General features: G+C 55.2%; 10 protein-coding genes. 9 read left to right on the forward strand and 1 reads right to left on the reverse strand.

Going from position 1 to position 11997, the window contains the following annotated elements; all coding sequences use genetic code 11:
* Window positions 1-434: 434 nt before the first annotated feature.
* Entirely contained in the window at window positions 435-1115 is a 681-nt protein-coding gene (locus tag ACNKU7_RS08750; protein ID WP_418296590.1) for a DUF998 domain-containing protein, read from the forward strand.
* 124 nt (window positions 1116-1239) lie between these two features.
* Complete coding sequence (locus tag ACNKU7_RS08755; protein ID WP_418296591.1) at window positions 1240-2223, forward strand: hypothetical protein; 984 nt, start codon at window positions 1240-1242, stop codon at window positions 2221-2223.
* Between the two features lie 57 nt (window positions 2224-2280).
* Here ACNKU7_RS08755 and ACNKU7_RS08760 read toward each other — a convergent pair whose 3' ends face one another.
* Entirely contained in the window at window positions 2281-3063 is a 783-nt protein-coding gene (locus tag ACNKU7_RS08760; RefSeq protein ID WP_418296592.1) for an OmpW/AlkL family protein, read from the reverse strand.
* 490 nt (window positions 3064-3553) lie between these two features.
* Here ACNKU7_RS08760 and ACNKU7_RS08765 point away from each other — a divergent pair, with 490 nt between their 5' ends.
* The 7 genes from ACNKU7_RS08765 (at window position 3554) to ACNKU7_RS08795 (ending at window position 11928) form a co-directional block, all read left to right on the forward strand.
* A complete protein-coding gene (locus ACNKU7_RS08765; protein WP_418296593.1) occupies window positions 3554-5935 on the forward strand; it encodes a TonB-dependent receptor in 2382 nt (793 codons plus the stop codon).
* A 67-nt stretch (window positions 5936-6002) separates the two neighbouring features.
* Window positions 6003-6707, forward strand: a complete 705-nt coding sequence (locus tag ACNKU7_RS08770) for a response regulator transcription factor (RefSeq protein ID WP_472439828.1) — start codon at window positions 6003-6005, stop codon at window positions 6705-6707.
* A complete protein-coding gene (locus tag ACNKU7_RS08775) occupies window positions 6707-7933 on the forward strand; it encodes a sensor histidine kinase (RefSeq protein WP_418296594.1) in 1227 nt (408 codons plus the stop codon). The genes ACNKU7_RS08770 and ACNKU7_RS08775 overlap by 1 nt, the downstream gene beginning before the upstream one ends.
* Before the next feature lie 412 nt (window positions 7934-8345).
* Window positions 8346-9218, forward strand: coding sequence for a polyprenyl synthetase family protein (locus ACNKU7_RS08780; protein WP_418296595.1), 873 nt, complete (start codon window positions 8346-8348; stop codon window positions 9216-9218).
* A 9-nt stretch (window positions 9219-9227) separates the two neighbouring features.
* Complete coding sequence (ccmA, locus tag ACNKU7_RS08785; protein WP_418296596.1) at window positions 9228-10217, forward strand: heme ABC exporter ATP-binding protein CcmA; 990 nt, start codon at window positions 9228-9230, stop codon at window positions 10215-10217.
* A gap of 17 nt (window positions 10218-10234) precedes the next feature.
* Window positions 10235-11422 carry an ABC transporter permease gene (locus tag ACNKU7_RS08790; RefSeq protein WP_418296597.1) on the forward strand — a complete coding sequence of 396 codons (1188 nt, stop codon included), beginning with the start codon at window positions 10235-10237 and terminating at the stop codon, window positions 11420-11422.
* A gap of 14 nt (window positions 11423-11436) precedes the next feature.
* Window positions 11437-11928 carry a sterol desaturase family protein gene (locus ACNKU7_RS08795; RefSeq protein WP_418296598.1) on the forward strand — a complete coding sequence of 164 codons (492 nt, stop codon included), beginning with the start codon at window positions 11437-11439 and terminating at the stop codon, window positions 11926-11928.
* Window positions 11929-11997 lie beyond the last annotated feature (69 nt).

An 11997-nucleotide genomic window follows, 5' to 3' on the forward strand; every position in this document is an offset into this window, starting at 1 on the left:
CGCGCTAGGAGTGTGTAAACATACAGTGGGCGGGTGAGCGTAGGTCAAATTTCGCACATAATTTATCTTCTATAAAGTGGCAAATTTGAATAAATGGGGTCAGATCAACATTTTGAATAAATAGGTTCAGATCAACATTATGACACCCATTTGCTCCCACTGAGTTTTCCATTCATTAGTCTTTGGCCATAGCAAAAAGTGAAGGGCAAGCTCGATGGCCAGATTGCCGCGCCTCGGACCTGCGGGGATTCGACAGCATGTTACATAGTGGGGCAACAACTGGCAGGTTTGCTTCTGTTCAGAACAGGGCTTGGTCGTCTACGCCGGTTGGCTAAAATAGTGTGCAAGGAAATTCGATATTCAGGTACATGCCTGGGTGTTGATGACCACCCACGGCCACCTGCTGGTAACTCCGAACGTATGAGGCTGGGTCCATGGATAGGAAACCACTAGACACAGAGATTGATCATCACACGGCTAAATTCATCGTGGGATTTATCGCTTTGTCACTCGCGATTTTTACGGACTTGCTGACGCCTGGGGTCAGTATCAGCTCGATTAGCCTGTCATATCATTTAACGGATAATGCCCGAAATGTATTCGTTGGATCTCTCTGCGTAATTTCGGCTTTTCTCTGGTCGTACAATGGTTACTCATTGTTTCAAGCTGTCTTAAGTAAAATCGCAGCAGTCGCTGTCGCAGCCGTGGCATTTTTCCCATGCGATTGCTTTACCGGCCGGTTTGATGACGGAGCAGCTAGAGAAGCCACGATGACCGGGATTGTCCATACGGCCTCGGCAATCTCAATGTTCATTATCCTCGCAATATTTTGTTGGCTGTTTTACCTGAGAGCGAAAGGAAAGAACTCTAAAGAGGCGAAGGTTAGGGGGCTAATTTATAGAATCTGCGCAGTAGCTCTGGTTGGTGCTATGGCCGTACAGTTACTCGATATTCTGAACTGGGTAGATTTTAGCGGTATTACTCAGCGGTTGACTTACTATGTCGAAGCGACAGGTTTGTTTGCATTTGGTGTTGCATGGCTGACAGCGAGCCGAATGTTGCCATTTATTACTAATGAAGATGAGCGCGTAAAAATCGAGATTTCTGAACGTTAGCTGAATTTATGGGGTTGTGTTCATTTCTCGGCATTGGTTGTTCTCGGTTCATTTGCCAGTAGATTCAGGGGCGATTAAGTTGCGCCGGGTTAAAAAGCAGGTGTGAATCCAAGGAAAACGCACCATGCGCCAGTTCCCATACCGATTACTCGCCGCTCTCACCATCACTTTGACGCTCGGTGGCTGTGTCACCTACCCGGCAGCCCCGCCGGTGGTCGTCGGGAGCACCTATGTCCGGAAGGCTCCTCCGGTTTACTCCTATTCAGTGATCACCGACCCCGGCTATCGCTACTACGACGATGCCCTCGGCGTTTACGTGTTCTACGACCGCAGCGACGTTTTCTATCGACAGGGGCGTTACTATCGTTGGTATCAGGATCATTGGATCAGTGCCAGTCACTGGGGTGGTCGTTGGTATCCAGCCCCCAATTTCTATATCTCGGCAAATTTCAATGATCGCTGGCATACGCGCTTGCGCCGCCATGGCCATCACTATGCCGGAGGACACCACGACAGACCGCCGCGCAGGCACGATCATGACGACGGTTACAACCGGCAGGACCGGCATGACAGCAACGGGCATCGACATGATCGTCGTGAGGAGGGGCAGGATCGTCGTGGGCACGGCCAGGATCGTGGCCGAGGCGGCGAACAGAGGTTTGCTGGCATAGGCGAGCCAAAGCCACGGGTGTCCCAGGTGGATAACCGGAGTGGGGATCGCCGTAGTGAACACCGGAATCCACGCCCGAATCCAGGCCGGGACGTACGGGCAGTTAAACTTGCGGACAAGCCAACCGGCATTCGCGACCCGCGGGTTGTTCCTGCAATAGAGCGCCCGGCAATCGATCGCCGCGCGGTGCGCGATAGGCCCAAGCCACAAAACCTGCGCGGCAAGCCCCAGCGCCAGCGTAATGCACCAAATGATCAGCGCAATGCTACTGCGAAGCCAGCTCCGCGCCAGGAGCGCGAGCAGCCAGAGAACGAGCAGCCAAGGGAAAAGGAAAAGAAAAAGCAGCCCAAAAAGAAAATTGATAAGCGCGATCAGGTGCGCCTGGAGCGTGAGCAGCGTACCGGCCGGTCACGTGAAACACGCCGTCAGATCGATTGATCCTGTCCACAAAAAAGGGCGCCGAAGCGCCCAAGATAATTTGCCGGATTTGGAGCGTCAGAAGGAGAATTTGTACCCTACTGACAGATTGAACATCCAGGGGTCATAGATGTAGTCCCCGGAATAGGACTCCAAAACCCGCTCTACCGCCGGGGGGGGTGGGGCGTCATCCAGACGCCGTAACCGCATATCGGTATCGGCTCGCGTGTACACCGCGGCGACATTGACCAGCCACGAACTTTCGCGTCCGAAGTTGAAATCCATACCCATTTGCCAGGTATATCCCCAGGACGAACCCATATCGAAGTCGCCGCGCCGATCAAACTCAGCCAGGTCGTCCCGCACTAAACGGTTAAGGCTACCGGTACTGAAGTCGGTATAGCTAATTCCACCACCGATATAGGGCTGCACCATGCAGGTATCATCGAGGGGGTAGAACTTCAGGCTTAAGGTACTGATATCGGCATCAAATCTGGTCACGTCGCGATATTCGACACCTTCCAGATCCTGCAAGAAAAAGCTATCAGCGTGACTGCTCGTATGGTTGTCACCATCCATATAGCCAAGCTCGATACCCCAATGCTCCACAGGCTTCCACTCGAGGTTCATATACCAGCCCCACTCGGAACCGGGATCGACGTTAGAGCGAAATGCATCGCCAGACAGGAAAGTGTCGTCGACAAAGCTAACCTCGTCGTCTCCTGCGGAAATGTAGTATCCGCCGACACGGACAATGAAGTCCTGTGGTCCGGTCAAGCCGAGGGGGCCCGCCGAGGCGGTAGTACTCAGCGCCAAAGCCAGAGGTGCCAAGATCGGTGAAAATTTCAACATCCGTTTCATTCAAGGTAACTCCTTAAATACCCATGGAATAAAAAGTGTAATACAGCCATTTTCGGCAGATTAAAAAACAACCAACTTTACATGCCAAAATCGCCCACCGTTGCGATGCAATGACGCTTGAACAGCGTCGCGAAGGCGAGTTTCGTCGCCAGGAGCATTAATTTTTGTCAGTCTGTTCAATATTTAATCGGAATTAAGTTTGTAGACTGCCAGTTGAGCGTTGTCTGAGGTCAATCCCATGGCAGGGAAGTTAAGCCGTTGACTTGAAAGGGGATTCAAATAGTATCGAGAGCAGTGGTACCCAGGTGCGCAAAGCGCTGTTCTGGATGTTTTTCTGAAGGCAGCTTCATTCATTACAGCTGGTTGATTATTGGCCAGCTTTGGCGCCTTCACCTAGCTTTCACATCCCGGCGACTTTTTAGTTACATTGATGTTGTTAACCTCCCGGCGTTTCATCAAATAAATACGGCCAATATTTGGGGATGGCAACATGAGCAAGCAATTGAGACAGGTATCGTGGTTGGCTCTATCGGCGCACCTGATTGGATTACCACTTGTCACACACGCCGCAGAGGCGCCCGGCGCACTGACGTTCATCGTCAAAGACCAGTATACCGACCGGCCTCTCTCATCCGTGCAGATCACGCTCGAGGAACGGGAAACCAATACCACGCGATCTGTACAGACCGATGCACAAGGTCGCATCGTCATTGACCAGCTCGACCCCGGCCTCTACTCGGTGAGCGTAGCCAAAGGCGGGTTCAATTCCCTGTATGAGCCAAGCATCCGCGTGGTTACGCGCAAAAACCTCAAGGTTGAACTCGAGCTTGGCGAGCAGGCGCTTGAGGAAGTCGAGGTCCGGGCACAGCAGGCGGAAGCATTGTCCGTTAGCAGCACCTTCCTTGATCGAGAGGCGTTGCGCAGTGCGGTTGGTGGCGGCGCAGACCCGCTGCTTTCGCTCGATGGTTTACCGGGCCTGGCATCCGCCAGTGAGTTCGCGAGCTTCAGCGTGCGCGGCCGTGGCCCGCGGGATAATCTGATATTCGTTGATGACTTTCCCTTTGATAAAGCGGTGCACTTTGATGCGACGCTGGGTGAAGAGGAAGATGTCGGTGGTGGCGGCCGCTTCTCGATTTTCGCACCGAATGTGATCAGCGGTGCCGAGTTTTCACCGGGTGGCTGGAGTGCGGCTTATGGCGGCCGGGCGGCATCACTGCTCAAACTGGATGTCGCAGACGGCAATCCCAGTCCTTCCGCCAGTTTCCGCTACGACCTTGCGGGCTATGAAATTGGTTATGACGGTCCTACCGGTATCACTGAAGACTCTACCTTGCTCGTTTCTGCCCGACGGCTGGATTTCGGTGCCTTGTTTGAAACGATCGAAGAGCTCGATATCGGTGAGCCGGTCTTGAGAGACGTGATCGTGAAGTCGGTCATACCCGTTAACGAGAACCACACGTTTGAAATTCTGTTGATGGATACCCACGAGGACTATACCCGCGGCGTAACACACGTGTTTGCTTCGCCCAATTTCGAAGATGCGTCGCTTCAGGATTCTGAACAGGATAGTGATTTGTACGGTATGACGTTGCGCTCCCTGGTCGGTGAAGACGCTGTCTGGACCAACAAGGTGTACTACCGCACAAGCGACAAGGTCAGTTCAGAGGGTGAATCATTTCCTGATCTCGTACCTGAGGGATCGCCTGCGTCCAGCTTTCCGGTGCGGGAAGACATTATTACCGTCGGTGAGGCCGAGACGGAGATCGGCTGGCGCAGTGACTTCGAGATGGTAAACCAGTGGGGCGTATTCAGTGCCGGTACTCGAGTCACGCAGATTGAACTGGACTATAACACTGTCCTGGATGGTGATTGGATCCGATATGTCTATGACGATGATGATTTCAGGCCAGACCCCGATCAGCGCTTTATTGTACTGACGCCCGAGAGCATCAACTCTTCGCTCGTCCAGAAGGAAACCAACTACGCCGGTTACGTAGAGCAGCTGTTTGAACAGGGCGATTGGGATATCCGCACAGGTATGCGGTTTGAACGCGACGGCTTTGCCGACCAGAGCTTTGCGTCGCCCAGGTTCAGCGTCAATTGGCGGCCGAGTACAAAGGTTCGATATTTTGCGACTGCCGGACTGTTCCATCAGTCACCACGGTTCCTGGATCTTGCCGCTAACGAGGCGAACGATCTTGAGAATGAAGAAATTACCCACGCCAGTATCGGCTATGAATACTTCCCGAGCAGCAACTGGTCGGTGTTGACGGAAGCCTATTATCAAAATCTCGATAACCTGGTGGTAGACCTTGACCGGGCAAGCGGAACCTTTGCGAACATTGGTGACGGCACATCGTACGGCGTTGATATTGTGGCCAACGGTATGATTCGCGAGGGCATTTACGCTACTGCAACCTATTCGTACAACGATGCTGTAGTCGACCGGAAAGACGGTCGCGGTGACGTTGCCGCTGACTTCAGCCGCGAGCATGTGGCTACCCTCGGCCTGACCTGGGAAATCAGCAGCCGCTGGAAGGTCGCCGGGCGCTACAAATACCTTTCCGGTACGCCAGATGACCTCTTTATTATTCACTCGGACGTGTTGGCAGCGGGGCAGCCTCTGCGCTACTCGAAGGAGATCACTGAGCGGAATGTCGGCCGCACCAGTGGTGCCGGTTCTTTCAACGTTCGCGTTGACTACCGGCGCGCATTTGGCCCCATCGACGTAACCGCCTTTCTCGATGTCATCAACGTAACGGCTGCATCGTCGAGCGACGAGTCTGAGTTTGATTACCGTCGGGGCGTTGTAGTTGAGGATGATAGCGAAGCCGAGCCGCTGATTGGCCTGCGGCTGGACTATGCCTGGTAAGTCGTGCCTGGTAAATAGGGCCTGGTAAATCGCGCTTGGTAAATAGTGCCTGGTAAGGGGGTAGGGGATGATACACGCGCTAGGTGCCGCGCCGATCAGAGTGTTGGTTGTCGAAGACAATCGCGATATTTGTGAGAACATTGCCGCGTATCTCGAAAGGCATGGCTATCTTATGGATTTTGCCTATGACGGGATCAGCGCGATGCACCTGGCGTTGACGAATCCGTTCGACGTGATTGTTCTGGACCTGATGCTCCCGGGGATGGATGGGCTGGGTGTATGTAAAAAGCTGCGCGCTGAATCCGCAGTAGAAACACCCGTGCTTATGCTAACCGCGAGAGACACACTCGACGATAAGCTCAGGGGGTTCGAGGCTGGAGCCGATGACTATCTGGTTAAGCCATTCGCACTACAGGAGCTGCACGCGCGACTGCAGGCGCTGTACAAACGAAGCCGGGGAAAGGCCGCAAACCTGTTGACTGTCGGCGATCTGACGATGAACAGATCCACATTGGAAGTGCATCGGGCGGGGCAGCGGATTGATCTTGCTCCTGCCGGGATGAGGCTGCTGCAGCGATTGATGGAGGCGGCTCCGTCCGTCGTGGCTCGCGATGATCTCGAAACCTTATTGTGGGCCGACGAGCGCCCCGATGGTGACGCGCTTCGCTCACACATGTACAAACTGCGGCAGGCCGTCGATCGGCCGTTTGATAGCGCGCTCATTCACACAGTGCATCGCATTGGGTACCGCATTGTGGAGGAAGCCGAATAATGTACCGGCACAGTTTGCGCACGCGTGTTGCCATTGCCTTCGCGATGTGTGTTGCTGTGCTCAGCGTGGTCTGGGGGTTCGCGTTCTTCGCTGCGGTCCGTTTGAGCGAAGACCGCGTTCTGGCGCAGCAGCTACAGAGTGCCGCCGAAAACTATCCTTCTCTGGCGATGAACCTTCGCGGATACGAGGAGGTTGGTAGCTTGCCGGCATCACTCCGGGAATGGGCACAGACAAGCCCCGCTGAGGGACTGTACGAGTTCGAAGCTGAGGAATTGCATGTTGCGGTGGTACCTGGCGGCAATGGGCAGCGACGCGCATTTGTAGTGTTCGACGTTTCTGATATTGAGGCTGCTTCGTCAGAGGACTGGTGGTTGCTGCTGGTGATCACGGGTGTTGTGGGCGCGCTCGGGGTGCTTGGTTTCGGGCTGGGCGTTCTTGTGATGCGCAGAGCGGTCGCCCCTGTCGCGCAGCTCGCTAAAGTGGTCGCTGACATCGATCCAGAGCAACTGTCGGCCGAAGATCATAAACGCATTGAGCCCAGCCGGTTCGGCGATGATGAGGTTGGCGTGCTCGCCAGGACGATTGAGAAGACACTTGAGCGTATCAGCGAATTTGTTGAGCGGGAGCGATACTTTACCGGTTCAGCCAGTCATGAGTTGCGCACGCCGATCACAGTGATCATGGGCGCGCTTGAGCTATTAGAAGAGAGCGATCTGTCAGCGGCCGATAGGAAGGCTGTAGATCGAGTGAAGCGTGCGACGTTCGAAATGAAGGCCACAATTGACATGTTCCTGTGCCTCGCTCGCGAAACCGACAGCGGGTTGTATAACGAACAGTTTTCAGTGACGCCGCTGGTCAGTCAGGCAATCGACCAGCAGCGCCACCTGTTAAACGGCAAGAGCGTCGATCTTGATATCGACGATCTCGCAACACCCAGAGTCTGCGGACATCCACAGGCTTTTTCTATCGCGGTCAATAATCTGGTGCGAAATGCGTTCGAGCACACGCTCAACGGGCAGGTGCCGATCACGATTCGCATCAGGGAGAAAGAGCTATTCGTTACCAATCAGCTGTGCAGTGACCTGGATGAGCGGCACACGCCGACCGAGTCGTCGCATGGGTATGGTCTGGGGCTGGGTATCGTTCAACGGCTGTGTGAGCGCAATGGCTGGTCGTTTTCGCTGTATGCGGACGAGGCGCGTGTAGTCGCCCGTCTTTCGTGGTGATGGCGGCAGACCCGCGATGCACGGCTTGGCGTCGGCAAACCGGTTCGTAGGCTATGCTGTCATGTTGAGATTAGCTCGTCAGATTAGTTAGTCAGATTAGTTAGTCAAATTGACGCGTTAGATCGGGACGTTTGTAACTGAGGTGATTCTGACCACCGTCATAGCCGGCGACCCGGCTTTATAAAAAGTCAGGTCGATACAGTTTTTCAAGTTGTGGCTCAATGGAGTCAGCTCTGATTTCATTGCGGCCGCATAGGTAGTCAACCGAGGGAACAGGGTGACCTATACACGCAAGCCGCAATCGTCCGTCGCAGAGTCCGCGTCTGTCGCGTCCCCAGTTAGTATGAGACAGGGACCAATAACCGTCTCGGCGCCAATGTCTCCACTGATGGAAGTTGTCCATCTGAGGAGCATGGTAAACACAACCTTGCTGGAGCTTCTGCCAGCTCCAGAAACACCGCCCACGCATCTGCATCAAGCGATGCATTACGCTGTAATGGGGCCAGGCAAGCGCTTGCGCCCGCTTCTTACGCTTCTGGCTGCGAACGTGGCCACAGACAGTCCCGTCCTCCCAGGCAGTCATACGCTCCGAATGGCCTGCGTATCGGAACTGGTGCATACCGCTTCGCTGATTCTCGACGACCTGCCCTGTATGGACGATGCGACTATTCGCCGCGATCGCCCTTGTACGCACATACGCTTTTCCGAAAGCACAGCCATTCTTGCCTCAACAAACCTCCTCAACCTCGCGTACGGGGTTATCGCCAATTGCCCCAACGTGGATGCCTCCACCAAAGTCGCCGTGAGCGCGCATCTCAGCCATGTTATTGGCTCTATGGGATTGGTTGGCGGGCAGGTCGCTGATTTACAAAATCAGCCCATGGGTGCCCGGAGCGAAATTGAGCAGCTCTATCACCAGAAAACAGGTTGCCTGTTTGAGTTTTCTGTCGTCACTGGTGCACGGCTTATGGGGCAGGGCGCAGAAGTGATAGAGGCATTGACGCGCTTTGCCCGTGCCTTTGGCCTGGTGTTTCAGCTTTACGACGATATGTTGGACCACAGTATCTTTGCGCTAGAGACCGGTAAGGACGTGCAGCAGGATGCGGGGAAAACCACTTTGCTTTCTCTTTACACACCGGAAGAATTGCGTGGTGCATTTAGCGACGCACAGGCACTGGCAAGAGAGCAGTTGCGCAGGGCAGGGCACGCGGAATCCTTACTCGCAGCACTCGTGGAGCAACAGTTCGCAACCTTCAACGGTGCGGCGCAGAGGCTCGGGAGTTAGACCTGGCGAATGACGGCGACGGCAGCACTCACCATTGATCAACTACGGGTCGTCTACGGCAGCCACCGCGCCCTGGACAACGTCACTTTGCAGGTAAGTCCGGGTGAAATCCTAGGTATCCTCGGGCCTAATGGTGCAGGAAAATCGACATTGCTGCGCGCCATTACCGGCAAGTTGCGTCCCACCTCCGGGCAAATATTCATAGCGGGAAAAGCACTTCTTCCGGGCAAGGCCTACCAGCATTCCATCGGCTTCACCCCCCAGTTTCTGGGTTTATACCGGCACCTGACGGGGCGGGAGAACCTGGAGTTTTTCGCGCGCTGCACCGGTGTCCATCGTCATCAGATAAGCGCACGGGTCAGTCAAGCGCTGGAAGAAATCGAGCTGACAGACAAAGCCGAAGTGCGGGTAGACCAATTGTCCGGTGGTATGCAACGGCGCTTGCACCTGGCAGCCACCCTGGTCTCGCAGCCTTCGCTACTGGTGCTGGACGAACCCACAGCCGGGGTCGACCTGGGTGTGCGCATGTCAATCCACGACCTTATTCGCCGCCGCGCCGAGCAGGGTGCGACCGTGGTCGTTGTTACCCATGAGTTAGATGAAGCTGAAGTGCTGTCCCACCGCGTAGCGCTTCTTCATCAGGGGCGGCTGAGAGCCCTGGCCGAGCCGCAGACATTGGTACAAGAAACCTTCGGTAACCGTCAGCTCTTCGTCGTACGTACGGTTCACATGGCTCCCCCGGCACTCTGTGAGCGGCTGCAGGAGATCGGTTTTCGCCCTCAAAGTGATGAGAGTAGTGATGAGAGTAGTGACGAGAGCAGTGAATGGTGTCTGGAAAGTGACCTGCCGCTGGATAAGCTGATCGATCACCTCTACCGCGACCTTGCCGGAGCGCGTGATGCCATTGCCGAGGTCTCGGTGCGCCGTCCCGGATTGAAAAACGTGATGCAGCACTTTACCGGTGCGCCCACCGATTCAGCGCTGGAGTCGGTGTCATGAGGGCGATTTTCCGGGTGATGGCCCTGGGGCTGTGGCGTGACCGCGGTGCGTTACTTTTGGCATTTGCTTTGCCCAGCCTGGTATTCGCCATATTTGCCAGCATTTTCTCCGGCGCCGCGGAAGGCGACTTGCACTTGCGGGTAGGGCTCGTGCTGGAAACGGAAGATCCGGTATTGCAGGACTTCGCTCAGTACCTGACACAAAGCGAAGACGTGGAGATTACGGCACTGCCCGATTCGAACCGTGCTCAACTACTGGAAGAAGTGCGACAAGGCAATTTCGATACAGCGTTAATCATCCACGGGCAAGCAGGCGATAACAGCAGCCCACTGTTTACCATCGTCAGCGAGCCTACCCGTGAAATTGCTGCCCTGTCTTTACAAGGCTGGCTGCGGCAAAGCCTGGCCTCCCAACAACCACAGGTTCTTGCGCAACGTCTTGCGCAAAGCACGGAAGCATTAATTGATGGCTTCACGCCCGCACAACAGGCGCGCCTGGACGCCGCATTAGGCGCAATGGCCCGAGAGCCGGACAGCGCAGCCGCGAAAGACGCACTTATCGAGTTTCAGCCGGTTTATGGCCAGGCGCCAGCGTCTATCTCTGGGCTTAGCGGCATTGCTTACTATGCCGGTGCCACCACGATTCTGTTCTTGTTATTGTCCGCCGTGAACGCCGGCATGGTCAGTCTGGAGGAGCGCCAGAACGGTATCTCCGAACGCCTCCTGCTGAGCAAAGCGGCGCACGCCCGGTTACTGCTGGGACGGTTTCTGTTTTTGTTAACTCTGGGATTTTTGCAGGCCAGCGCTATTTTCCTGGTTGCAAGGTTCGGGTTTGGACTGGAGATAGAGAGCGCTTTGGCGCAAGTGATTGTCATGGCACTTGCCTGCGCCGCAGCCAGTGCCGGGCTGGCACTTTTGCTCCTGTCGCTGTGTCGAACAACTCAACAGGCGACAACCTTTTCTTCGTTTTTTGTACTGATCATTTCCGCCGTCGGCGGCTCAATGGTGCCACGTTTTATGATGCCTGACTGGTTACAGGCGGTGAGCTTGTTCACGCCCAATGCCTGGGCTATTGAAGGTTTTTACGGGGCGTTGATTCGCGGCGATAGCTGGGCTCAGCTAGCCCAGCCCGGCGGCATCCTGGCTGCCGTGGGCCTGGTGTGCCTGCTGTTAGCGGCCATTCCCTTATTCAAGACGCCGGCCTAGGAGGGGTATAGAGCATGATGGACTGGTTCTGGACGCTCGTGCTTGTGGTAGTGGCTTTCCTGGGCATGGAAGTGTTCGCCTGGTACGCCCACAAGTACATCATGCACGGGTGGGGCTGGGGTTGGCACAAGTCCCATCACGAATCCCATCATGAAACCACTGACGGCGTGTTCGAGAAGAACGACCTGTATGTTGTTGTGTTTTCGCTGGTGGTGGTCGGCATGTTTGCTGTGGGTGACCTTTACTGGAAGCCGCTCATGGCAATCGCATCAGGCATTACGCTTTACGGCGTCGTGTACTCACTGTTTCACGACGGTGTGGTTCACCGACGCTGGCCGATTCGCTGGCAACCGAAGAGTGGCTACTTGAAGCGCCTGGTGCAAGCGCACCGAATACATCACGCCGTACGTACTCGAGAGGGTGCTGTGTCCTTCGGCTTCCTTTACGCGCCAGGTGTCAGGAAACTCAAGCAACGCCTCAAGCAGCAACAGGCTGCATCTGTGTGAGAGGGTTCTCCAGGATGCGATAGCGCTCGGTGCTTTGAGGTCTTGGTGGTTTGAGGTTTCGGTGCTTTG

Origin of the sequence: Microbulbifer weihaiensis, assembly GCF_048323715.1 — a bacterium.
Taxonomy (GTDB): domain Bacteria; phylum Pseudomonadota; class Gammaproteobacteria; order Pseudomonadales; family Cellvibrionaceae; genus Microbulbifer.